This window comes from Desulfobulbaceae bacterium (genome assembly GCA_013792005.1).
Classification (GTDB): Bacteria; Desulfobacterota; Desulfobulbia; order Desulfobulbales; family VMSU01; genus VMSU01.
Genome location: VMSU01000158.1, coordinates 1 through 24,193 on the forward strand (window position 1 = coordinate 1; position 24,193 = coordinate 24,193).

Consider the following 24,193-nt stretch of genomic DNA (forward strand, 5'->3'; position numbering starts at 1 on the left):
CCAGTCGCCTTGTAGCGTAGCATGATGCCGGCAAGCAGGATCAAGCCGCCAGCGGTATGGACCAAGAGGTAGCGGTAGCCTGCGGCGATGGACTCTTCGCGTTTTCTGAACCAAACCAGGAATACCGAGGAGAAGGCCATCAGTTCCCAGAACAGGAACAAGACCAGAAAGTCCCCGGCGTAGATGACGCCTAAGGAACCAGCGACATAGAGCCAGGCGGTGATATGCTGCATATCATCTTCAACATGCAGGCCGTAGAGGGTGCCGATGATGCACATCAGGCTCATGATGTAGGCGAAGACCTGACTTAAACGGTCGATGCGCCCAAAGATCAGCTGCCAGTCAAGAAACTGGACGCTGCCCCAGACCCCTTCCGGACTGAAGGTCCAGATGTTGATGAAAGTCAGCACCGGCACCAGCATCAAGATAGTGCGGCGGGGCATCCCTTTAAACAGGGGAAGTAACAGAGCCCCGACGATGAGGATCAGGGATGGATGGATCCAGGTTTCAGTCATAATAATCCTCGCGGGTCATGATTCCTTGGTGACCAAACCACTTGGAGATAATGATAATGGCCACGCAGGCCACGAAGCCAAACAGAGCCCAGAAGCCGGGGATATGCTCAGGCCAGGTGTGGGCATGGTGCTTGTCAACAAAGATGTCGATGATGACCAGGGCTGCCAGGACCGCATAGCAGCAGCGGATAACCGTAGACAGCCGGTCGCGAAAGTAATCTATCAGTTCAACTATCATCCTGTCACCGCCTTGACGAATTGCATCATGAAGTCAGGGAATATGCCGATGACCACCGAGATGGTCGCTGCAATCATAATTGGAATGACCATGGATAGCGGCGCCTCCTTGATCCCTTCATAAGGCTCACCTGCTGGGCGCTTGCCAAAAAAAGCGTTATAGGTTACCGGCGCAAAATAGCCGACATTAAGGAGTGTACTGGCCAGGAGCACCAACAGTAGCCCGATCTGGTGGGCCTGCATCGACCCGACCAGGAGATACCATTTGGTGACAAAGCCAGCTACCGGGGGCGCCCCGATCATCGATAACGAGGCGATGCCGAAGGCGGCGAAGGTGAAGGGCATGGTACGTCCCAGTCCGCTCATCTCTGAGATATCTTTTTTGTGAGTCGCGACATAAATAGCGCCGGCACAGAAGAACAGGGTGATTTTGGAGAAGGCATGATTGGCAATGTGGATCAAGCCCCCGTTAATCGAGGCTGGGGTGAGCATGGCGACACCCAAGATGATGTAGGAGAGTTGGCTGACTGTTGAGTATGCCAACCGTGCCTTGAGGTTGGTTTTTGAAAGAGCGATCACCGAGGCCATCAGGATAGTAAACGAGACGAAGTAGGCGGTGGGGATGCCTAAATTCAAAGCGTCCATGGTATCAACACCGAAAGTATAAAGCATTACCCTGGTGGTGGAGAAGACCCCGACCTTGACCACGGCTACGGCATGGAGTAGGGCGGAGACCGGTGTCGGGGCCACCATAGCGCCGGGTAGCCAGTGATGAAAGGGCATGACTCCGTTTTTGGCAAAACCTAAGATGCAGAAGATGTACAGGATGGTGACCAGAGTGGAGTTGACACCAGCCGGAAAGATGCCGGTTGAAATATTCGAGGCGAAGTCAAGGGTGCCGGTCAAAACGTAGATCAAGACCAAGGCAGGCAACAGGAAGGCCTTGGCAGTGGTCGTCAGATAAACAATGTATTTTTGTGCGCCGTCATACCCCTCTTGATCCTGATGATGAGCGACCAGTGGATAGGTGCAGACCGAAACGATTTCATAGAACAGGTAGAGGGTGAACAGATTGTCCGAAAAAGCGACACCCATGGCCCCGAACAGTGCCAGGGCAAAGCAGGCGTTGAACCTTGTCTGGGCGTGTTCATTAAGACCGCGCATATACCCCATGGAGTAGAAGGCTGCGAGTATCCAAAGGAACGAGGCCGCCAGGGCGAAGATCATTGAAAAGGCGTCGGCGCGCAGGGTAACGGAGACGCCGGGCAGGATCTTGAACAACACACAGTGTAATGTTCGCCCGGCAAGGACATCGGGCACCATGGAGGCGATTATCGAGAACATGATGACCGCCGACACCACAGAGCAGGACTCGCGAAGGTTAGGGCGTTTTTCACCGCTGAGCATCACTGCTACGGAGCCGATAAGCGGCACCATGATGGCGGTGATCAGTTTGGTTGATTCGATGATATCTGGTACGGAACCGGTCATGGCAGGTCCTCTTATCCCTGGAGATCGTGTAGATCTGGCGCGTCAATAGATTTATAATTTCGATAGACGGCGATGATTATACTGAGGGCGATGGCGGCTTCTGCCGCAGCAATACCCATAATAAACAGTGTAAATATTTGTCCGACCGTAGGGTCCGGGGCTAGAAAGTGGTTGAAGGCCATCAAGTTGACTGAGGCTCCGGAAAGCACCAGTTCCCCTGCGATCAGCATGCCGATCAGACTGCGGCGTTGAACCAGCCCGTAGAAACCGGCAGCAAAGAGGAACGCGCCAATTAAAAGGTAGGTGTTAAGTTGTGAACTGAGCGCTAGCATCATACTTTTTCCCTGCCTGAGTGGGCCAATACTAGGGCGCCGATGATGGCGACCAGCAAGACGACTGAGATGAGTTCAAACACCATACTGTACGAGGTTAGCAGCGACAGGCCGACCTCAGTCACTGAACCGTCGTTAATTTTAGCGGGAGCGGCCTTCCAGTTGGTGGTGGTGCTGACTGCAGCAACTCCAAAAAAAACAAGCCCGGCGACTATAGTTCCAAATAATGCGCCCATGCCGCTTCCCTTGCCTGGTTTGTTTTCGGCCCGAGGTTCGGCCAGCATCACGGCGAAGATGATGGTTACGCAGACTGCACCAACATAGATCAGCATCTCCATGAGCGCGACAAAGGGGCTGTTGAGAAAATAGTAGAGGCCGGCAACCCCGGTAAAACATAAACTTAATCCGGCGACGGCTCGTACCAGTCGTTTACTGTGGATGGCAATCAGGGCGCCAACTACAGTGGCTGCTATCATGCTTAGAAAAACCAGCCCGGAGAGTCCTTCCGCTGAAAGGAGTGTGTGATTCATTAACGTTGCTCCTCCAACCTTTTAAGCAAATCAAAGACATAGGCCTCGCGGCTGGGTCCTGCGAGATTGTAGTCCTTGGAAAAATCGATGGCGCTCGGTTTACAGCTCTCCACGCACATCCCGCAGAGGCTGCATTTGGTAAAATCGAGACGGTAAACGGTCAGCACCTTACCCTTAACTCCTTCGCGTTTTTCTCCTTCGACTGTGATGCAGCCGGAGGGGCATGCCTTCTGGCACATGCCGCAGACAATGCATTTGTTGCCGCCGGTGTCGAGGTCTCGAGTGAGTTCGATATGGCCGCGAAACCGGGCAGACATCGTAATAGTTTCGTGGGGATACTGAACGGTCACTACCGGTTTGAAAAACTCCTTGATAGTGATGCCGAGTCCCACAAACAGGCTCTTGGTGCCGGTGAATATTTCGTTGAAATAGGCCATCTTAAAACACCTTTAACCAGCCGGCCGTGACAATCAGGTTGGCGAGTGAAAACGGAATCAGAATCTTCCATGACAGGTTAAGCAAGTTGTAAAACTGGGTCCGGGGGTACGTCCAGCGGATCCAGACCACGGTAAAGATAATAGCGTACATTTTGATCAGGAACCAAATTACACTGTTGGGCAGAAAGGGTAGCGGACTCTGCCATCCGCCCAGGAACAGGATGGTGGTGAGGGCTGCGCCGATGACGATGTTGGCATATTCACCCATGAAGAAGACACCGAAACCCATGCCTGAATATTCGGTAAAGGCCCCAGCCACCAGTTCGCTTTCGGCCTCGGCCATATCGAAGGGTGCGCGGTTGGTCTCAGCCAGCATGGTGGTGAAGAAGATCAGAAAGGCAATCGGTGTTAAGGGACTTGCGCTCCAGGTCAAGCGGATCAGATTCCAGTTCCAGATGCCCCCGCCCTGTTGACTGACGATTTCATTTAAGTTCATGGTGCTGGTCGCCATGATCAGGGCAATGGTGGTGAGCAGCATGGGAATCTCGTAGGCGATATTCTGGGAGATAACGCGGGCTGCGGCGATGACTGCATATTTATTAGCTGATCCCCAGGCGCCGAGGAGGAGGCCCAAGACGTTGACCGAGGCAAAGGCGAAGATCATCAACAGCCCCAAGTCGATATTACGGGCTGCCAGATGTTCACCGAAGGGGATGGTGACGAATGACATGATAGCCGGTACCAGGAGCATGATCGGGGCGATCTTGAACAGTATCGGATCAACCCCATCCGGGACCAGCAGCTGTTTGGTCATCAGCTTGACGCCGTCAGCCAGCGGTTGCAAAAGGCCGTAAGGTCCGACCTCTTTGGGTCCGATGCGGCGCTGGAAATGAGCCGCCCCTTTTCGCTCGACCCAAACCAGATAGGCGGCGTTCAGGGCGGCAAAGGCGATAATCCCCACCAGGAAGGCCAGTAATCGGATAAGTTCGTTGTTCATCGTGTCCCTTTACAGGTGGTTAAAAGGTCGTAAATGCTTAAGAGCCGTCACGAAACATCTTGTGCAATGATGATCGTTACTTTAGTGCTCCGTATGCCGAGTCAACTATGGTGAATGGCAAGGTTAATTCTGTGCAACGGCTTACCGGTCTATCTCAGGAATGACTAAATCCAGCGTTCCCATCAGGGCCAAGGCGTCGGGCAGGAGCATTCCCTGGCAGGCCTCGGAAAAAAGGCTTAAGTTGGAGAAGGTCGGTGAACGGAGTTTCAAGCGGTATGGGGTGTTGGTGCCGTCTGACACAACACGGATACCGAACGAACCACGTGCCGCTTCAACCGAGCAATAATAATCTCCCTTTTCCGGTTTGATTATTTTTGGCGCTTTTTCAGCCATGGTCGGGCCATCTGGCAGTTTGTCCAACCCCTGCTCGACGATTCGCATGCTTTGTTCAATCTCGTCCATGCGCACCATGTAGCGGGCCATGGAGTCACATTCGTCATAGACTGGGATGTCGAACTTAAATTCAGGGTAGACTGAGTATGGTTCCTGCTTCCTGACGTCAAAGTCGACGCCGGAGCCGCGCAGCACCGGACCGGTGGCCCCATAACGTCGACACATATCTTGTGAGATGTGGCCAATATCTTTGAGCCGCTTGATCATGATGATGTTGTTGGTGACCAAGTCATGGTACATCGGCATCCGGGAACGGAGCCGCTTGATAAAAGCGCGACAACCGGTGATGAAGGTCTCATCAATGTCATTATAGACCCCGCCGAAGCGGAAATAGCAGAAGGTGAGCCGCGCGCCTGTTACCGATTCCAGGAGATCAAGGATCTGTTCACGATCATCGAAGGCATAAAGCAGCGGAGTGAAGCCGCCCAGGTCAAGGACAAACGCGCCGAACCAGAGCAGGTGGCTGGCGATGCGGTTCATCTCGACAGTGATGGCACGGATATACTCTGCCCGTTCCGGGACTTCGATGCCGGCGGCACGTTCAACTGTCAGGGCATAGCCATGATTGTAGGAGAGGGCTCCAAGGTAGTCGAGTCGACCGGTGTTGGGCATGAATTGAGCCCAGGTCCGGTTCTCGCCCATCTTTTCATGCATCCGGTGGATATAGCCTAATACCGGCTCGGCGTGTACAATATACTCTCCGTCCATGGTCAACTTGACCCGGAGCACGCCATGGGTGGCAGGGTGCTGGGGGCCTAAGTTCAGGACAAAGGTTTCAAGTGATTTGTCGATGACGTCCACGCTCATGCCTTGAAATCCTTTAACAGTGGATGGAAATCGGCGTCGTCCACCAAGAGCAGTGGGCTTAAGTCTGGGTGACCTGTGAAGTTGACGCCAAAGAAGTCGTGGGTTTCGCGTTCGTGCCAGTTAGCACCGTGATAAATTTCTGAAATAGTAGGGACTTCAGGGGTAGAGCGGTCAGTACGGGTACGGATTACCACCCGGCAGAGTTCTTCCCAGAGGTTGAAGTCGTATACCACTTCGATCTGCTGCTCCTTGATCCAATCCACCCCGGTGATCGATTCTATAAAGAATTTGTGCTTGATCAGTATCTGGGCGATGGCTGGCAGGTCCTGTGGGGTGACCTTGACGTCTAGGTGGTACCCTTTCTTGGTATAGTCCGGGGTGAAGATCATCAGCTGCTCGACCGTCTCTTTGACTTCAACCGGTTTTCCCGGCGCTTCACCTTCGGCAGGAGGTGGAGGTGGAATCATTTTGGTCACCACGATTTCGTCAGTGACGGCAAAGGATTCCAGGGCTTTTTTTAATGTCTCAAGAAGCATGTCGTCCTCACTTGACCCGGGGCCAGCGTCTGTAGCCGGTTATCTTTTCTTCAAGTTCGAGGATGCCTTCGATCAGCGCCTCGGGGCGTGGTGGGCAGCCGGGGATGTAGATGTCAACAGGCAGAAATTTATCAGCTCCCTCCACGATTCCATACTGGCCCTCAAAAACGAAGGGGCCGCCTGAAATAGCGCAGTTACCCATGGCAATGACCCATTTGGGCTCGGGCATCTGGTCGTAGAGGGTCTTGACAGCCGGAGCCATCTTGTGAGAGATGGTGCCGGCCACGATCATCACATCACATTGTCTGGGTGATGGTCTGAAGACCTCGGCGCCGAAGCGGGCCAGATCAAAGCGGGAGGCGCCGGCTGCCATCATTTCGATAGCACAGCAGGCTAGACCAAAGGTCATCGGCCACAGGGAGTTGGCCCGACCTAGGGCCAGGACATCATCCAATACCGCCAGTTGGACTATTGCCGGTTGTAGTTTTTCCGTTTCCACTCAAATACTCCCTTGTTCCAGGCGTAAACCAATGCCAGAGTCAGGATGGCGACAAAGAGAACGACCTCAATGAAACCGCTGACTGGAGCTGCCTTGCTATAGGCCATGGCTACGGGGAACAGAAAAAGGACATCAACATCAAAAGCGAGAAAGATAAGGGCGTAAAGATAGTAGATAATGCCATAACGGATCCAGGCGTCGCCGATGGGTGGCATTCCGCATTCGATCAGTTGGTTGGTTTTTTTGGCGAGATTTCGAGTGCCACGGGGGGAGAAGAGAGTGGCAATAATGAAGGGTCCAACAGCAAAGCCTAAGCCGCCGAGGAAAAATGCTGCAACGTAAAGTAAGTCAATGGTTGATCGTTGATCCAAAACGCATCTCCTGAAAAATATGTCGAGCGGAGGACTTTCTTACGGGTTTCGTGGAGGTCATTTCCTCACGAGTTGTCCTTTTGTATATCAATCAAAACTTGATGTCAAGAAAATACTGAATGGAGATTCATAAAAATATAGGTAAATACACCTATTGGTAAATATTTAAAACTTTTGTGTGAAAACGATGAGTTAACTTGGACTGATAGGTGACTTTGGGGAGGAATACCCACATGGTAGGAGTGATGAGAGTATTAGAACGGTAAAAAAAAATGCGGGCAAGCAGATGTTACTCGTGATTTTTAAGGGCAGCGAGCAGCCGAGTATGGATATTGTCAAAGCCGCCGTTCGACATGATGGCAATAACATCGCCCGGTTGTGAGGTGTGGGCCAGGGAGGAGATCACAGCATCAGTGTCGGCGAAATAGGTGGCGTGGCGACCGCGTGTAATCAGGTCATCAATCAGTTGCCGGGAGGAAAAGCGCTGATCCTCGGTGAGCGAGGTGATGGCCATGGGTTCTTTGATTATTATCTGATCGGCGTGATCAAAGACTAGGACGTAATCATCTTGAAATACTTTGCGGCGGCTGGAGTTGGTCCGCGGTTCAAAGACTGCCACCAGCCGACGCCCAGGATAGGCAGCACGAAGGGCGGCGAGCGTCTCGCGAACGGCGGTCGGGTGGTGAGCGAAATCATCAATGACGGTGATGCCGTTGACCTCGCCCCGAACCTCCTGCCGCCTGCGGACACCGGGAAAACGAGGGAGTTTATCGGCAATGGCGGCGGCGGAAAACCCGAGCTGATCCAATACCCCGATTACCGCCAGGGTATTCATGGCGTTGTGCCGCCCCGGCATCCGGGTGGTAAAGTGACCAAAGAGCGCATCATCCCGGTAAGCGGTAAAGGTCGTGCCATCGGCACGGATGTCAAGGTCGGCAAGTCGCCAGAAAGAGTCGTCTCCTTCGCCGTAGCCCAACACTTGGCATGACGCCTCCCGACATAATTCGACGACTACCGGGTCGTCAAGGTTGGCGATCAGGCAGCCGTCAGCGGGCATGATCCGGAGCAGTTTGCGGAAGGAGCTCTTGACTGCTTCCAGGTCGGCATAGATGTCGGCGTGGTCGAATTCAATGCTGGTGATGATGGCGATGGTGGGCTGGTAGTGGAGGAATTTCGGACCCTTGTCGAAAAAAGCGGTGTCGTACTCATCACCTTCCACCACAAAATAGGGACCTTGGCCGATGCGGAAATTGCGGCCGAACTCTTGGACCAGACCGCCAATCATGAATCCGGGATCGCTGTCAAGATAGTGCAGGATCGTGGCCAGGAGCGACGAAGTAGTGGTCTTGCCGTGGGTGCCGCAGGCCACCAAAGACTGTTTTCCGGAGAGAAAGAATTGTCCTAACGCCTGGGGCATGGAGAGGTATGGGATCTCCCTTTCGGCCAAGGCCACGGCCTCGGGGTTGGCGCGGGTGATGACATTGCCGACGATGACCAGGTCGGGCCTGGGTTCAAGATTTTCCGGGGCATATCCTGAGGTGACGGTAATGCCTAAACTTGCCAGGTAGTCGCTCATCGGCGGGTAGACCTGCTGATCGGAGCCGGTGATGAGGTACCCTTGGGCTTGCAGCATGCCGGCCAGGGCGCCAACTGCCGTGCCGCAAATTCCCATCAGGTGGATGTGGCGGATCGTGGCTGGTCGATGGTTCAGAGAAGGTTGCAGTTCGATGGCGGTCACGGGAGGAAAGTTTTATTGACCGCGGATGGTGGATTTGATGCCGACGTAGAGGTCACGGAAGGTTTCGTTGAAGTTGCCAGGGGTAAGGCGGCCCACTTCGATGAACTTGATGGCGACCTCTTTGGCGACTTTGAGGATGGCCTCCTCGGAGACGGGCTTTTCAGCGGTAGGTGTTTTGTCTGTTGTCATGGTGAAAGAGTGATCGATAGATGTTTGACAATCAGCACGGAGTCTTGCCGGCGCGAAGAAGGCCAGTTCTAGTTTGCCGGCAGAGACCCCTGCAGGTAGGAAAAACCGGTCTGGCCCTCCCTGGCCCCGAAAGTACCGTGCATGGTCAGTGCTGTCAAGGTCAATGTGTTGCGGCTCATTGGGAGCAAAGAGTTGTTACGGAGAGACGATGATGGTCAGCGTGTGTCGGTAATTTTGGCCTGGAGTTCTTTGGTCAGAATCTGGGCCTGACTCAGTTGGGCAGGTGTCAGTCTGCTGGCGGCAAAGGCATTATTTTTAGTCGCAATTGTATGGCCCTGGGCTGAGGCTACACTGAGCCAGGCATAGGCGGTCACCTTATCTTGCGGCACGCCAAGGCCTTTGTAATACATGGTGCTCAAATGATATTCTGCGTCTGCGTGGCCTTGTTCCGCGGCCTTGCGGTACCATGCGACGGATTGTTCGGAGTCAAGGGGGCCTCCTCTCCCTTGGGCATACATGAAACCGAGTTTGAATTGGCCAGCTGCCGCTCCCTGTTCTGCCGCTTTCCGATACCATGCGACAGCGCGTTCATCGTCCTGGGGGACTCCGTTGCCATTGGCATACATATCTCCCAGGGTGCACTGAGCTTCGGCTTCCCCTTGATCTGCGGAGCGTTCCACTGTGTCAATATGACTAAGAATTTTCTCTTTGTGCGATTGAGCCTCCGAATGGCCTTGTGCTGCCGCCTTGCCGTACCAGGTAAGGGCTTGAGTGTAGTCTTGCGCCACTCCTAAGCCGGAGTCATACATCAGCCCTAAATGGTATTGAGCATCGGCATGGCCCGCGAGCGCGGCCCTGAAGTACCAGAAAGCGGCCTGTTTTAGGTCTTTTTCGGCGTCATTGCCTTGGGTGAAGTGGTTTCCCAGCGTATATTGCGCTTCCGGATCGCCATTTTGGGCCAGGGGGAGTGTCGTGTTATAAGTGGCGGCATCGCTCGCCAGAGTAGTCCTGCCGGTCAGCATCAGTCCCATCGTTAGCAGGGCCAACAAAAATGTTTGTGATCTGTGTCGTGTTGTCATCAGTATCTCGCCGTTAGGTTGGTAATGATCATCTCTTATGCCGCTGAAGGTGTTTCGGCAGGCGGTTCAATTTCTCTATTCTTGGGTTGTTTTTCTGCGGCCACAGGTTCGGAGGGGAGGGGGGGGGATTTCTTTGCCTCCTCGTCTTCCTCGCGGCTGAGTTGAATCTCATTTTTGGTATTGACCCAGAGGATATTGCCTACGCCGTCATAGCCCCGGAACAGTTTATCTTTCTGATGCAGCAGGGCCTCGCCTACCAGGCCGAGGATAATTAGATCCGCATCCCTGGATTGGCGGCAGATCAGCTCTTTTCTGCTGGTGCCGGGATCGGCGGGGATCAGCTCAACGTTCTTGGCAGAGATGGGCATCCGGCCATCCTTGATCAGTCCGAGGAGCCGATCTTTCTGCTCGTTAATTTCATGGCTTGGAAAGGAGGCAAAGAGTTTGATCTCACCCATGTCCCAGTCCGGGTGCCCCAAGATGATGTAGGCCAGGAGGATCATCAGGCTGGCGTTGTCGTAATCCTCCGGGGTGATCCAGACGTGAATCTCGCTATGATATCCATAGTCCCTTGGGGTTGAGCCGAGAATGCAGATGTCGAAACCAGAAGCGACCACCATCTTAAAGTTGGTGATGATGTCATTTAACTCATCGGTATCATTGGTACGGGAAAATTCAAAGAGCATCAGGTTGTTTTCTTTACCCGATATTCCCGGCAGCTGAGCAACTTGGGCCACCGCTGTCGTATAGGACGGGCTGGTTAAGGTGTCGACATAGATATTTGAATGGCTTACCGCAGTGAGGCGGACCAGGCGCTGGAAGACATCCTGGGAGATGGTGACCGATTCGCGGCTCAGGTAGCCGTTAAGGTGATGGATATAGGTGCCGAAACCGAAGCGGTGGGAGATCCAGCGCAGCAGGTTGAAGGCGTCCATCCGTTCAAAGGAGTGGGATGAGATGCAGACCACGGAGGGACGCCAGCGTTCTTCGGTGTTGTGTTGAGTCGATTTTTGAAGAAATATCTGGAGTTGGCGGCTGATCTGAAAGATTGCGCCTTGGAAGATAGAGGCCATGCCGCGGCGTTCCGGGTTATTGTAGCTGATCCACAGATAGAGCGCCATCATCACCAGGATGGCAAAGATGGCATAGGGCGCGCTCATCTTGAACATCAGCCAGGTGCAGGCCACGGCCCCGAACAGGGAAATATACCATTTGGATCGGAAGGCCGGGCGATAGGACGGGTCAGCGGCAAAGTGCTCCAGAAAGGAAATCAGGCAGATCGAACCGTAGGTCACCATGAAAAACATCGAGATTACTTGAGCGACAAAGTTGACATCGCCCATCATCACAAAGAAAATCGCGATTGCGAACACCACCAAGGAGCTGTTGCGCGGCTCGGCAGCTGCTCCTTGGCCTTTAGCCAGCCAAGCGGTTAAAGGCTTGAAGGGGAAAACGTCGTCTGCGGCAAGGGCCTGCAGGGTCCGAGGCGCTACCAGGGCGGACCCTAAAGCTGAAGAGATGGTGGCGCAGGCAAGGCCGATGGGGATGATCGGTCCCCAAAGGGCAATTTTCGCCATGATCAGCTGGTCCTGGCTGAGATCCAAGGGGCTGGCCGAGGTTGCCAGTTTGTAGGCGATGAAGATATAGATCACCATCCCGCTTAAGGTGGCGGTCAGGGTGCCTAAGGGGATCGAGCGCTTGGTGTCGCGCAGATCGCCGGAGAGCCCGACGCCCGCTGTCATCCCGGTAAAGGCGGGGAAACAGATGGCGAAGACTAAAAAGAAGTTGTCCGGGTGGGCTATGGTATCGATGAAGGTGTGGTAGTCTAATTTCGAAGTGTAGTCGGTTGAACCGCAAAAGAATAGCACCAGGGAGAGGAAGAGAACGCCGACCACCCAATAGAGTAGTTTGATGCCCACATCAGCCCCCTTGATAATGACCACCAGTCCCAGTAGGATCACCGCCGGCAGACTGACGATTCTGGCATCAGTGATGTGGAGATGGTAGGTTGTCGCCAACCAATCGAACACTGGTCGGAAGGCCTCGGCAAAGGCAATGGTGTAGAAGGCCACGCTGATTGCTTGGGAGAAAAACAGGGATATGCCGATGGCCGAGCCTGGAATGATACCAAAAGAGCGGGAGATGATGTAATATTCGCCCCCGCCTTCCACCTTCTGGTTGGTGGCGATTTCGGCTAGAGCCATGGCCGTGGGGATGGTTACGGCATGGCCGATCAGGATGATGACCAGGGTGCCGACAAACCCGACATTACCCACCGCATAGCCAAAACGCAGAAACATGATGGCGCCGAGAATGGTTGAGATAGCGGTTAGAAAGACCGGCGCCGTTCCCAGGGTGCCGCGAGTTTTGATGAATTGTCCATTCATAATTTCGATAGAGGAATTGCAGCCGTTGACTGTGTGGGGCGGATAACGCAGCACAATTGGCCTTGATTAAAGATATCATACCATCGGAGCTGTGTGCGGTCCATCTTCTTTGTCAGGTCCTGGTGGTGTCCGGTGAAAGGCTGATTGGGTTTTCTCAAGCGATATCTAATTCACCCTGCCTGGCCAAACACTTTCTGGACGGAGTCAACCGTCCAGAGAGCGGAGCCGAAGGGCGGTGTCTATCATAACGCACCAATTAAAAAGGAGAAAAATGTTCAAAGGCATTTTAATCGACAAGGATGACACCGGGTACCGAGCAACGATAACTCATATCGATGAAGCGCAGTTGCCGGAAGGCGACGTCACCGTTGATGTTACGTACTCGTCATTAAATTACAAGGACGCGTTAGCGATTACAGGTCAAGCCCCAGTCGTGCGGAAATTTCCGATGGTTCCCGGCATTGATCTGGTCGGGACGGTGGCGAAATCGAGTTGCTCAGATATCGCGGTCGGCTCGACGGTTCTCCTCAATGGCTGCGGTGTCGGGGAGGGTCATTGGGGCGGCTTGGCCCAGAAGGCTCGGGTCAAGGGTGAGTGGCTCGTTCCTCTGCCTGCCGCGTTCTACCCTAAGCAGGCGATGGCTCTTGGTACGGCCGGTTTTACCGCCATGCTGTCGGTCCTCGCGCTGGAGCGACATGGCGTTCACCCAGGGCAGGGAGATGTCGTGGTTACAGGCGCCGCCGGGGGTGTTGGGAGTTGCGCTGTTGCTATCCTGGCGAAGCGTGGGTTCCGGGTGGTTGCGGTCACCGGGCGGGTGGCGGAACACAGTGATTATCTCTTCGGCTTGGGGGCAGCAGAGGTCCTTGCTCGATCAGACTTTGACCGGCCAGGAAAACCTCTGGGCAAAGAGCGTTGGGTGGGGGCGGTTGATGTGGTTGGCAGCCATGTGCTGGCGAACGTGTGTGCCACGACCCGGTATCGAGGAGTGGTCACTGCCTGCGGCCTAGCGGGAGGGATGGACTTTCCGGCCACGGTAGCCCCTTTTATCCTGCGCAGTATAACCTTGGTCGGGATTGACAGCGTGATGTGCCCTCGTGAACATCGGCTGGAGGTGTGGGCGGGCTTGGCGAAGGACTTGGATCTCTCAAAAATGGAACTGATTGCCCACGAAATAGGTCTTTCCGAGGTGATTCCCATGGCAGCAGAACTCCTTGTTGGCCGGGTTCGTGGTCGGGTTGTCGTCGATGTGAATCGCTGAAAATACTTGGGGATTTGGTCGACAAGGTGGATTTTAGTATTGATTTTTTATGTTGGAAATGTCAAGGATTGTCATCCTAGGTAAATATCAGGGTTGTGCCAGAAAGATACAATGTGCCATTTCGCTTGATATGGGGTGATCGAAGGTTTGATTTTCCATAATTGTCCCCTAATATCGCAATAAGTGGAAAATTCACCAGGTGTAGGTAATAAGTGGACTGTGATGGGCACCTTTTTCCATATTTACCTATATAATATTACAATAAGTGGAAAATTTGTCCGTATATATGAGGTGGTATGATGGAAAACTTTCCACTTATTAAACTGTTATACCTAAAGAAATATCAAAGGCATCTTAATGTCAGAAAATGAAATAGAAATCAGATGGGCAAGAACAAAAGATCCTATAAAGCTTGGTGACTACGCAAAGGATTTTGGCATAGATATAAATATATTGTCTTATTACTCAGACTCCCAACCATTTTCGGAATTTCCATGGCTTGAAAGCAAAGTGCGAAATAGCATATTGAAAGACATAGAATATTATTGGGAAGAAGAAAAAGAAGAAAATATGAGCAGCTTTGCAAATGTAAAAAAAGGAGTCTATGTCATAACATTGATGGACAATATTGGAATTGAGTATGGCAAAGAAGTATCTCAGGTTTTGTATATTGGTAGGGGGGCACTAAAAAACAGAATAAACGATCATCTGAAAATTTGGATTCCAGCTATTACAAATTCTATTTATGATTTTTCATTATGTTTTTGGATGACAGAGGTAAAAAGAAGGAACAACTCGGATTTTTTTAAAGAGGTTGAGTCCGATCTCTTATGGGAATTCAGAGAGAAACACAAAACAACACCTCTGCAAAACAAAATAATGGGCGCAGATCATAACAAATACCACAACTACAAAAAAGGTTGGAAACGTCCATTATGGAAGATGTCTAAAAGTCTTAAAGATGGCTGGGCAATAAAACCACTAGGTGAAAATCCATGGGCCATTAAGCTCGATGAATAAAAGATGGTATAACCATGTAATTCAGCGGATGGCGTTAACGGTGGCGGCGCTGACGCGGCAAGTTCATTGGCGCCACCGCTGATCACGACGTTAGGGCTCCGGAAATATAAATCGAACAAGAAATATGTTAAGAGATTTCTTTAAACTAAATCCACAATTTGAGACCTTTGATGCTGAGAAGTTCAACCAACAACTTCTTGTCAGCAAACACCTTTGTAATATTCTTTACTCTCCACCAGAATTAGCGGAAAAAAGAATATCAGGTATTACATTTGAGAATGTCTCTTTTTCAAAAACAGCTATTAGTAAGGCTACTTTTAAAGAATGCATATTTAAAGATTGTTTATTTATTGGGACAGAGTTCCATTCAGTCGAATTTCATGACTGTTCCTTTGAAAATTGTAACTTTTTCAAAGCGAAATTGAGTTCAGTTTACGCAAAACCAAGTCAATTCAGGAAAGCAATTACTGACACACAATATTCAAATATTGCGATTCATCTTTATCAGCAGTTAAGAGAAAATTATTACCAAGGATCACAAGTAGAATTCAAAAATGAAGCTGAATATTATTTTTGTTTGTGGAAGAGAAAAAACGATTTCATCCAAGCAAAAAGGAAAAACACAAAAGCATATAAATATCTTCCAAATCACATAATATCATGGTTGTATTGGGCAACTTTAGGTTATGGCTATAAATTAACAAACCTAATAGTAACAACGTTTCTAATTGTCATCTGTTTGGTTTCCGCAAACCACCTTTTTGCAGACTTCTTATTTTCTACCCCTACTCAAAAATCTATTATTAAAACGACCTATTTCACCGTAACAACAATGGCCACACTTGGTGCCTCTGGTTACACCCCCAATACAGACATAGGGTATCTATTTGTTATATTAAATGTTTTGACCGGGATTAGTATTTTTTCAGCAACTATTAATTCCATATTCAAAAAGGTAATACGATGATGCTAGCAGTGGAATTTGGCAGCAGAAAACGCGGTGATTTCAACATATCTTCAGATAAAGACATGTTGCTTGTAGGGAGTTGTTTGCAGGAACCTTTCAAAGAAAAAGTAAAAAGAAAAGAAGACGGGCACAGTGTCACCTGCATGACAATTGATAAGGCGAAATACATGGTTAACCATGGAAGCCTTTTCTTTAAACATATTTTAGATGAAGGCCAACTTGTTGAAGGAAGCAAGGAAGAATTTAGTGGAATTATAGAAGGTTGGGAACCAGCACCGAACTACCAAAAGGAAATTAATGGCAATGTCGAGTTACTCGAAATTTTATCTTTTATCCCAAAGACAGCTAAAGGAGTTCTCGCCGCCACTGATATTGCGACAATAAGCATAAGGAACATTCTTATCCGAAAATTGGCTTCGCTTGGTTTGTATGTTTTTTCCTGGGAGCAAGTTTCTAGTGCTGCGGTAAATTTTAACTACATCGACATAAATGAAAAAAATATTTTACTCCATGCCCGGCATATCAAGAATTACTACCGCCAAGGATGCGACATTCAACTTTCAATTTATTTTCTAGAAAGACTATTGGGGATACTCAGTAAAATATTGGGAACTAAAACAGGGTTTAACTTTTGTGATAAAAAAGAAATTTTAAGACTGCATGAAAAATGCACAGACGGTTCCTATAAGCAGCTTCGTGCCATAGAGTTACTATGTGCTTATTATGGGTTTGAATCTTCTCCTCCTGAATTTATCTATTGGATAAGGGACCCCAATTATTTTTGTGCAATAAACAGCCCTAACCAAGGTATTAACCTGACCGGAAGAGGCTCTGTTTCTTGTTTCTACTAGCACGGGGCCGGCAGGTTATACCAATCGTTATATGCCCAATTCGTCCAATGCCTGTTTAACAAGTTTCGCCTGTTCCTTGCTCATTGTTATTCGTGCGGTGCATTTTCCTGTATCATCGTACTGCCTAATGTCAAGTAAGTCCAAACCCTCGGCATCTGGCCCAATATGGATATACTCGCCTGTCCCGTTGGTATAAATTCTTTTAATTGTTTCAATTTCGTAGTCGTGTGCCATTACCCACCTCCGACATATAACCCGTCACTTGAGTGGACGGGAATACCTTTTGCGGTTTTAGCGTGCTTCATTGGCCCGCCACTCAGTTTAAACGTTCGGTTTCGTAAATAAGGAGGTGTGAATGTCAGACGAAAATGGCATAAAAAATAGATGGTGGTACCACCTCTATAAATTTTTTGTTCACATTCTACTTGGTACCCTCATCTTTATCTTAATAGCATTTGCAGCATGGGGACTTAGCTGCTTAGTTCACTTTTTTGAATCTGCCAATGTTGATGGCTTTATATGTATTGTTTTGAAAATAGTTGAATATATTCTATTTGTTGCTGATGTAATTTGTTTCATTATATTTATAATTTGGTCAGTAGTTAAATTCTGGAGGGAACTATGGGAACAATAACTGCCATTCTGAAAACTACGCCATCAATCCTGCGTCAAGCCTCAACCACTTATTTTCAACCGCATAAAGCAATTTCAGAAATTGCATATCCTAACAAGAAGGAACTTGCCAAACATGAGATAACGATAAATAACAAAAAATATTCCTGGTTACAGGTTTTGAGCAAATCCATGTGCTACAACCAGGGGGCATTTCTTCAATACTCATTTTTAGCAGCTGAACGTCACAAGCTGATAAAGGATGAATTTAGAAATAAAAATATTGATACAGAAAAAATAAACTGGCACATGCAAGACCTTATGAATTTTCTCAACAAAGGCTTGTTTGAGCATACTTTCCAGAATTTCAGATATTTGCGTTTATTTTACCTAGGACGTAGCAGTCAAGAGCCTCGCTTCTGTATAAAAGGTAATTTTAGAACTCAGAATAGAGATACTGTCGTATCAGTCTTTAGAAATAAAAAAGTACCCTACTATTCTGATTGCGAAATAGAGAAAAATACAGGCTTTTTTTCTATCCTAAAAACAGGAAAATATTATTTAAACAATAGTTTGCCAGATAGCGTTCTAGCAGGGAGTTACTCGAACCCAAGACTTAAAAATGAATGCTCAATCTTTCTTAAGCAACAGAAGAAAAAAAGTTTTTACAACTTGTTACCTGTAAGCAGAAAAGAGAAAGATAATTTATGGGCGACGTGCTGGAAGGATTTTGAATCAGGCTCAGGCGAGTCTTCTTCATTCTATAAATCAACTCTTATAATCCCAATGACTCTTTGGAACAGCGATTTGTCAGAAGATTTTAAAAAGAGAATAAATATAAAAAATGTAGACAGAGTAATATTCGGTTTTCTTTGCCTAGACCACGTTGATGAAAATTACTTCGATGAAGAAACAGATGTTCCGGTTGGGTATTATTTTGCAGATATAATTTCCATGTTTCTACTTACACGTCTTATTTATACTGAAATATCTGATACTTTTAGGAATGTCGAAAAGTATCTAGACAAATCTATTTTTGAAGAGACGCTGGAAAAAATTGATATCGAATGGAAGAAGTTAGCATCTTTACCAATCGAGGCTAACAGTATTCTTAAGCAGGTTTCCGAGACAGATAATAACCAACTATATAGTATTGATGAAAGTTTAGCCCAATACGTATCGAGCCATACGGAAGAATGAATAGCATTTAACCGAACAAAAGCATTCACCAGACGGCAAGAAGCGCGGCGGCGCTGACGCGACAAGCTTGGGTGGGCCGCTGGTGATGCAAACGTTAAGCAAATAAAATTCTATGGCAAAAAACTCCAAAATAGGCCGTAACGATCTTTGTCCTTGTGGCACTGGAAAGAAATTTAAGCAGTGCTGCTTCGGAAAAGTCGATTGGAATGGAATTTTTCGTTCAGGCAGTGATTGGAGACCTTGTTTGTCAATTCGCGGCCGAAATCTACATTTTGTAAACAGAATCGCAGAGATATTACAATTAGACTCGCACAAAAATCTTGCAGATTACAAAAAGGGGTTCACAGAGAAAGCAGTCCGTGAAATTCATGAAGCAATTTTCGAAGTGTGGGCACCAAATACCGATATCACGTCAATCCTTCAATCAACCTCTGACGATGTCTCAGGGCTATATATCGGCGATTACGACATCGAATATATTTCTCGTGGCATAGTTAGACATTCGATTTATGCTAACAAAATTCTTGTTGTTGATCCCTTTCTATATCCTATCAGTGTAAGGGATGAATACAATCCCATTTTAGAGCCAACTCAATACAGGACGCAAACTTTAAAAAATGTAAACTTTTGGCTTTCACTCCTGCCTTGGATTGAATCTGGACTTATAGAAATTATTCGTACCCCAGCTGACTTTGATCGCCGGTTGAATTGGGAATCAATGCAAAGGCAGAGGAAAAAATTTGAAGAAACTGCTGAACTTAAAGAGGCTTCCGAACGCTCTGTCGAAGAATTAAAAGAACGTCATATGGAAAAGCAGGCACAAACGCATCTACTACTGAGTGCACCTGATTCATATATCGAAGGCTTGATAAAAAAGCTTGGGTTGGAGAAGGACGGATATACAGCAAAGGATTTTCTAAAATATGTAAATAAACAACGTGAAAGTGACCCGAACTTCCTAGAACCTGTTGGGCCTGGGTCAGATGGGCAGTTACACATGATGTCTACAGGGGCCAGTTATGATATAGCTCAATTAACTGCAAGCATCACAAAGTCATATCTAGTAACAGATATTTATTATAAGTGGCGCGAAATAGAAATTGACCGTTCTAAAAACAATGCGGAGAATCGCGTTTGGTCTCCTTTTGCAAAAGCATTCCAGGAGTCCCCTCTGAAATTTCTTAATAATTTGCAGCTAGAGCACGCATTGCAGTTACGAAAGGAAGGCCGTTTGGAGTCACTTCGTAGTTTTCTGTTAAAAGTTTGGAAACAAGCTCGTACCGAGGAACCGTTTGACGAAACTAATGCCAGATTGTTTGCAGAAGAATTACGTGACGAAGTTTCTTTAGCAAAAGAAGAATGGGACAAGATTGATCAAGACCTAATAAAAATTGTGGGTGGAGAAGCTGGTGCTGGTTTGTTGGCTGCAGGGCCTTTAATAGCATCTGGTCATGGCTTATTCGTTGGGGCAGCGGCAGCGGCGGTTGGTGCAGCTACTCTTGCAGCCTCATACAAAAGAAGGAAACATTTTCCTGATCGTTTCCCTGCAGCATTTTTTATGAATATCGAAAAACCATAATAAAACAATACGTAAATGCTTAACCATTGCATTCACCAGATGGCGAGAACGTCGGCGGCGCTGACGAGAAGAAAAAGGGGACAGATTTATTATTTCGTGAATGCCAAACCGATAAAAAATCGTCCAACCAGGCACTTCAGCCGACCGCGTGGAGCTGCTGATTTTTTTTCTGCACCCTCATTGGCGCGGTCGGCTGAGTTTGACGTTCGGCAACGTGGCAGGAAATTTAACAAAATGATTCCCCAATAGTCATTTTTATGAGTTACACCAAGTCAATGGGGTTCCCACGGGAAAGGAACGCTTTGAACTCATTTGAAATACGCTCATCACTCGCAACTCTTTCCCAAAAATCATGAGCCATTCCTTTGATTCCAGGGATAACATCATCGCGGATGTTTATTCCTTTAATTTCCGGTGGCACAAAGGCATAAGGATGGACTTCCCCGCCGCTTTTAGGGGCAAACCCCATAGAGCACATGTCATAAATGGGCAACAACCTGAAAACATTTCCTTCTATTGCGAGGCTTAAATTTCCTAAATGCATGTCTGTGTTGTTAATGAGTCGTCCGAAATGCCATAAATATTCGGCATCAAAAACATGCTGCCAACTAATCAAGTCTTTTTTGTGTAGTGCATACATCACTTGGGGCCAGTTACCTCCTAATCCGGTAAACTCAGCATCAATTGATTGCAGCGAAACCATCGACATTCGGCCATATTCTCCAGACCGATCAAACCGTTGCGACTCCAAAAAAAGTCTACCATCTATTTCTAGGAGGCGTGTTTCGGAAGCAGGAAAATTTTCATCACTATGAATAGCTTCTGTGGCATGATATTCGGTAATTAAGATGTCTCGCCATCGCCTAGCGATGTCGTTGTCTCCTTTTGGCGAGAATTTAACGATTACATGTGCAAAGCGGTCTCCACAAAAGGCTGTAAATTTTGGCTGTTCTCCTCCAGCGGAGGAACCAGGGATGATGCCACTCATGACACTATCAGCAAGTACGGGATAGTCATTGGCTGAGGTTGGTACAGGCTTGTGCCTTAATCGCAATAACGCTTGTTCGCCAAATTTAAAGTTTCCAGGGAGATCGTCGCCATTGGACACTAGGTAGCGCCCGATATGATTTGCACTCCAACGCCTTGGGTCAGTGGGAAAATCGTTGTCCCGAGAAGCCATTTCTTCCGCTATCTGTCTGCCAAGAAAACCCTGGGGGCTCAAGTCGAATAGAAAGTATGGCAAATCATCATAAAGGCCATTTTTGCCTTCACCCAAGAGTAAAGGAGGCATCCCGGTAGCTGGTTCAACAAAAAAACCTCCATGGACCAAAGGTCGTATGTATGCGACTAAAACAGTATTCCCGTGAGCATCAATCATGCCTAGCGGGAGCTTGTCATTGCCTCCAAAAGCAGTACGCGTTAAGGCATACCTTGGTGTTCGGCCACTCTGGAGCTTAATCAAACTATCGCCCATTAATCTTAATTGGCGCGCAACAGCTGATTGGCTCAGGCCTGTTTGTGCCTGTATTTCTTTTGATGTTGCGGAGACTCGTTCTAAATATTCTCTAATTGATAATGGCATTTGCCGGTCTCCTGGTTAACAAATTGACTTGCTTTGAGACTAGAAACATGCCATGTAGCATATCACATAACTTATTATATTTTCAATGTATATTTTTTATTAAAAATGAACGATGACTAGAAAAATGACTAGAATTGTTGTAATCTATAAGGCTGGGCATTAAAACGGCAAACAAGCCGAACAGGGCATGCAGTGGACCGCCAGGGAAACGTAAGGAAGGTGCCAAATCTTGATGCTGGGGCCACTGATGACCACGTTAGCTTTCGGTGGGGCGGGGTCGGACCGAATTAACATGCTTATTTAATTGAAATAAAGTTGACATCCGCTATGTTTTCTAGCCTTAGAAGGGTATTTTTGGGGTGAAAAAAACAACTTTAACCGTCGAACGCCGTGCCGAGAGCGAACAGATACTTTATTCCGGGATATGTGTGGCATATTACCCACCGTTGCCACCAAAGAGAGTTTTTGCTTCGTTTTGGCCGGGATCGGCAGGCTTGGATTCGGTGGCTTTTCGAGGCAAAAAAGAGATACGATCTTGAGATGCTAAATTTTACTATTACCTTAAACCACATTCATCTCCTGGCCTATGGAGGTGAAAACCGAGAAACCATACCCAGATCTATGCAGCTTGTCGCCGGGCGGACAGCGCAAGAATATAACCGCCGCACGCAACGAAAAGGTGCATTCTGGGAAGACCGGTATCATGCCACGGCTATAGATACAGATGTCCATCTTGCGCGGTGTCTTGTTTATATCGATCTGAATATGGTTCGTGCAGGAGTCGTGCAGCACCCGAGGGAATGGCCGTACGGGGGGTATGGTGAAATTATAAATCCTCCCGCCAGATATCGACTCATCGCCAGGAATCGCTTTAAGGAATTGCTGGCCATTGATGAAAATGCGCTTGCTTCGGTGTATTCAGGTTGGATAGAAGAGGCATTGAAGGCAGAGGCTGGCCAAGAACCTGAATGGAGCGCGAGCGTAGCGGTCGGCAGTAAAAAGTTTGTCATGGAAATTAAGGAAGCGCTTGGTTTCAAAGCAATCGGGCGGAATATCCATGAGGGTTTAGCCGACGCGAACACCTTACGAGAGCCAAGCGCATCTTATAGCATTGATTCCGGCATAGAAAATGAGTGTCTAAGCGATGGAAACAGTCTATTTTGGAACATATTTCCTTAATTATCAAGTGGTTGATTCGGTCCGACCCCGCAGGCGCAGAAAATATGTTGTGATTGTTGCTGATATTCATTACTAATCTCACAGGTGAAACCGTACCGATTATTCAATCTAGATGAGCGAAGGAGCAAGCAATGGCCAATCCTGATGAGATGTATCAGTGTCAGACCTCTAATTGTGGCTATATTTATAACCCTGATAAGGGGGACAGAAAGGGAAAGATTGCCCCAGGCACCAGTTTCGATGAACTCCCTGACGATTGGAGGTGTCCAATTTGCGGAGGGAGTAGAAAATGTTTCAAACCTTTGGCTGGTATTGGGTCAACAAAAGAAGCTAAGTGTGAAAATTAGCCCTTCCAGTCACGCAGGTATTTGGTTGACCGTAGCAATAACTATTCAAGGCCATGGTATTTTGTCCGTGTGAAAAAGAGGAAATCTATTTCGATAAAAAAAAATTATTTGCAGGAATTTTATATAAGTATTATGAGGCCATTTGTTACAGAATTTATGAGTATTGTGATAGAAAGGATTCACTGCATAACATGCAGATTTATGAGGATAAAATCGCCAAACAAATAATCCAGGCTTATCGCCGGGAGCAGCTGATTTTCAAGTCAATTTCAGTGGCGGCAGCAGCTTAATTGCGGCGGTTATGTGGTACCTCAACTACTATTTCTAAAAAGGAGCAAGTGGTGAACGAATCTATTTATGACCGGCTTGGGGGAGAAAATGCTATTAGTGTAGCAGTTGACATGTTTTACGACAAGGTCCTTGCAGATCCTCGAATAAACCATTTCTTCCAAGATGTTGACATGAAACGGCAATCTCGTATGCAAAAAGCATTTTTGACGTTTGCATTCGGCGGTCCACAGAAATATACAGGAAGCACACTCAGGAATGCGCACACTAGGTTAGTAGAAAAGGGGCTAAACGACGGACATTTTGATGCGGTCATGGAACATCTTGGCGCCACGCTAAAAGAGCTGAATGTGCCAGACGCATTGATTAGCGAAGCTGCCGCGATTGCAGAAAGCGTGCGCAACGATGTTCTATGTAAGACCAGGTGACGTCCCTATTCGTGCCGGAGGGAGAAGTTGTTTGCTGCCGGCAACCAGTGCTTTTGATTCGAGAACAAGCCTCCGCCTGAGGCAATAAGGCGCAGATCAGGTCATGCAGAATTTGTCGGCTCCAGACCCTGCGCTAAACTATTAGGGACTCGGAAAATACCAATTTACCTGGATCGCGCCCGGATCTGGGACAGATTTGGTTGCACCGATTGAACAAAACCGCAGGCGTAGCAGCGCTACGTCGAGGATTTTGTGATTGAGTCGCGACCAAAGATGGCCCAAAG

26 protein-coding genes are annotated in these 24,193 nt (G+C 48.3%); 10 read left to right on the forward strand and 16 right to left on the reverse strand.

Features of this window, described 5'->3' with window-relative positions; genetic code table 11:
* The 14 genes from FP815_09765 to FP815_09830 form a co-directional block, all read right to left on the reverse strand.
* Positions 1 to 515: Na+/H+ antiporter subunit D (locus FP815_09765; GenBank protein ID MBA3015223.1), on the reverse strand; the 515-nt coding region annotated here is incomplete at its 3' end.
* Positions 508 to 753, reverse strand: a complete 246-nt coding sequence (locus tag FP815_09770; GenBank protein ID MBA3015224.1) for a hypothetical protein — start codon at positions 751 to 753, stop codon at positions 508 to 510. The genes FP815_09765 and FP815_09770, both read right to left, overlap by 8 nt.
* Positions 750 to 2,243 carry a monovalent cation/H+ antiporter subunit D family protein gene (locus FP815_09775; GenBank protein ID MBA3015225.1) on the reverse strand — a complete coding sequence of 498 codons (1,494 nt, stop codon included), beginning with the start codon at positions 2,241 to 2,243 and terminating at the stop codon, positions 750 to 752. Before FP815_09775 ends, FP815_09770 begins: the two co-directional genes overlap by 4 nt.
* A gap of 11 nt (positions 2,244 to 2,254) precedes the next feature.
* The gene (gene nuoK / locus FP815_09780; GenBank protein MBA3015226.1) at positions 2,255 to 2,578 is read right to left on the reverse strand and encodes an NADH-quinone oxidoreductase subunit NuoK; all 324 of its coding nucleotides are present in this window, start codon (positions 2,576 to 2,578) and stop codon (positions 2,255 to 2,257) included.
* The gene (locus FP815_09785; protein MBA3015227.1) at positions 2,575 to 3,105 is read right to left on the reverse strand and encodes an NADH-quinone oxidoreductase subunit J; all 531 of its coding nucleotides are present in this window, start codon (positions 3,103 to 3,105) and stop codon (positions 2,575 to 2,577) included. Before FP815_09785 ends, nuoK begins: the two co-directional genes overlap by 4 nt.
* Complete coding sequence (locus FP815_09790; GenBank protein MBA3015228.1) at positions 3,105 to 3,542, reverse strand: NADH-quinone oxidoreductase subunit I; 438 nt, start codon at positions 3,540 to 3,542, stop codon at positions 3,105 to 3,107. Before FP815_09790 ends, FP815_09785 begins: the two co-directional genes overlap by 1 nt.
* A 1-nt stretch (position 3,543) precedes the next feature.
* Complete coding sequence (gene nuoH, locus FP815_09795) at positions 3,544 to 4,539, reverse strand: NADH-quinone oxidoreductase subunit NuoH (protein ID MBA3015229.1); 996 nt, start codon at positions 4,537 to 4,539, stop codon at positions 3,544 to 3,546.
* Positions 4,540 to 4,680: 141 nt separating this feature from the next.
* Positions 4,681 to 5,799 carry an NADH-quinone oxidoreductase subunit D gene (locus FP815_09800; protein ID MBA3015230.1) on the reverse strand — a complete coding sequence of 373 codons (1,119 nt, stop codon included), beginning with the start codon at positions 5,797 to 5,799 and terminating at the stop codon, positions 4,681 to 4,683.
* The gene (locus tag FP815_09805; GenBank protein ID MBA3015231.1) at positions 5,796 to 6,266 is read right to left on the reverse strand and encodes an NADH-quinone oxidoreductase subunit C; all 471 of its coding nucleotides are present in this window, start codon (positions 6,264 to 6,266) and stop codon (positions 5,796 to 5,798) included. Before FP815_09805 ends, FP815_09800 begins: the two co-directional genes overlap by 4 nt.
* Positions 6,267 to 6,342: 76 nt before the next feature.
* Positions 6,343 to 6,834, reverse strand: coding sequence for an NADH-quinone oxidoreductase subunit B (locus FP815_09810; GenBank protein ID MBA3015232.1), 492 nt, complete (start codon positions 6,832 to 6,834; stop codon positions 6,343 to 6,345).
* A complete protein-coding gene (locus tag FP815_09815; protein ID MBA3015233.1) occupies positions 6,804 to 7,205 on the reverse strand; it encodes an NADH-quinone oxidoreductase subunit A in 402 nt (133 codons plus the stop codon). Before FP815_09815 ends, FP815_09810 begins: the two co-directional genes overlap by 31 nt.
* 289 nt (positions 7,206 to 7,494) lie before the next feature.
* Positions 7,495 to 8,877 (reverse strand): UDP-N-acetylmuramate:L-alanyl-gamma-D-glutamyl-meso-diaminopimelate ligase, encoded by a 1,383-nt coding sequence (gene mpl, locus FP815_09820; protein ID MBA3015234.1) that lies wholly within the window; start codon positions 8,875 to 8,877, stop codon positions 7,495 to 7,497.
* 470 nt (positions 8,878 to 9,347) lie between these two features.
* Positions 9,348 to 10,211, reverse strand: coding sequence for a sel1 repeat family protein (locus FP815_09825; protein MBA3015235.1), 864 nt, complete (start codon positions 10,209 to 10,211; stop codon positions 9,348 to 9,350).
* A 35-nt stretch (positions 10,212 to 10,246) separates the two neighbouring features.
* Entirely contained in the window at positions 10,247 to 12,598 is a 2,352-nt protein-coding gene (locus FP815_09830; protein MBA3015236.1) for an amino acid permease, read from the reverse strand.
* A 271-nt stretch (positions 12,599 to 12,869) separates the two neighbouring features.
* On the opposite strand from FP815_09830, the gene FP815_09835 reads away from it, so the two are divergent.
* From FP815_09835 to FP815_09850, 4 genes are all read left to right on the forward strand, one after another.
* Complete coding sequence (locus tag FP815_09835; GenBank protein MBA3015237.1) at positions 12,870 to 13,856, forward strand: oxidoreductase; 987 nt, start codon at positions 12,870 to 12,872, stop codon at positions 13,854 to 13,856.
* A gap of 357 nt (positions 13,857 to 14,213) precedes the next feature.
* Positions 14,214 to 14,876 (forward strand): hypothetical protein, encoded by a 663-nt coding sequence (locus tag FP815_09840; protein MBA3015238.1) that lies wholly within the window; start codon positions 14,214 to 14,216, stop codon positions 14,874 to 14,876.
* Between the two features lie 124 nt (positions 14,877 to 15,000).
* Entirely contained in the window at positions 15,001 to 15,843 is an 843-nt protein-coding gene (locus FP815_09845) for a hypothetical protein (protein ID MBA3015239.1), read from the forward strand.
* Positions 15,840 to 16,694, forward strand: coding sequence for a hypothetical protein (locus tag FP815_09850; protein ID MBA3015240.1), 855 nt, complete (start codon positions 15,840 to 15,842; stop codon positions 16,692 to 16,694). Before FP815_09845 ends, FP815_09850 begins: the two co-directional genes overlap by 4 nt.
* Positions 16,695 to 16,721: 27 nt before the next feature.
* On the opposite strand, the gene FP815_09855 is transcribed toward FP815_09850, so the two are convergent.
* On the reverse strand, positions 16,722 to 16,928 hold the full coding sequence (locus FP815_09855; GenBank protein ID MBA3015241.1) for a hypothetical protein: 207 nt from the start codon (positions 16,926 to 16,928) through the stop codon (positions 16,722 to 16,724).
* A 121-nt stretch (positions 16,929 to 17,049) separates the two neighbouring features.
* Here FP815_09855 and FP815_09860 point away from each other — a divergent pair, with 121 nt between their 5' ends.
* The 3 genes from FP815_09860 to FP815_09870 all read left to right on the forward strand — a co-directional run bounded on the left by FP815_09860 (position 17,050) and on the right by FP815_09870 (position 20,085).
* Positions 17,050 to 17,328, forward strand: coding sequence for a hypothetical protein (locus FP815_09860; protein ID MBA3015242.1), 279 nt, complete (start codon positions 17,050 to 17,052; stop codon positions 17,326 to 17,328).
* Positions 17,316 to 18,506 carry a hypothetical protein gene (locus FP815_09865; GenBank protein MBA3015243.1) on the forward strand — a complete coding sequence of 397 codons (1,191 nt, stop codon included), beginning with the start codon at positions 17,316 to 17,318 and terminating at the stop codon, positions 18,504 to 18,506. Before FP815_09860 ends, FP815_09865 begins: the two co-directional genes overlap by 13 nt.
* A gap of 112 nt (positions 18,507 to 18,618) precedes the next feature.
* Positions 18,619 to 20,085, forward strand: a complete 1,467-nt coding sequence (locus FP815_09870; protein ID MBA3015244.1) for a hypothetical protein — start codon at positions 18,619 to 18,621, stop codon at positions 20,083 to 20,085.
* Positions 20,086 to 20,347: 262 nt separating this feature from the next.
* Here FP815_09870 and yjjJ read toward each other — a convergent pair whose 3' ends face one another.
* Positions 20,348 to 21,667: a type II toxin-antitoxin system HipA family toxin YjjJ gene (gene yjjJ / locus FP815_09875; protein MBA3015245.1), complete on the reverse strand. Its 1,320-nt coding sequence runs from the start codon at positions 21,665 to 21,667 to the stop codon at positions 20,348 to 20,350.
* A gap of 390 nt (positions 21,668 to 22,057) precedes the next feature.
* Between yjjJ and FP815_09880 the strand changes: the two genes are divergently transcribed.
* From FP815_09880 to FP815_09890, 3 genes are all read left to right on the forward strand, one after another.
* Entirely contained in the window at positions 22,058 to 22,846 is a 789-nt protein-coding gene (locus FP815_09880) for a transposase (protein ID MBA3015246.1), read from the forward strand.
* A gap of 131 nt (positions 22,847 to 22,977) precedes the next feature.
* Positions 22,978 to 23,193, forward strand: a complete 216-nt coding sequence (locus tag FP815_09885) for a rubredoxin (GenBank protein MBA3015247.1) — start codon at positions 22,978 to 22,980, stop codon at positions 23,191 to 23,193.
* A gap of 320 nt (positions 23,194 to 23,513) precedes the next feature.
* Positions 23,514 to 23,909, forward strand: a complete 396-nt coding sequence (locus FP815_09890) for a group 1 truncated hemoglobin (protein ID MBA3015248.1) — start codon at positions 23,514 to 23,516, stop codon at positions 23,907 to 23,909.
* The last annotated feature ends 284 nt before the right edge of the window (positions 23,910 to 24,193 follow it).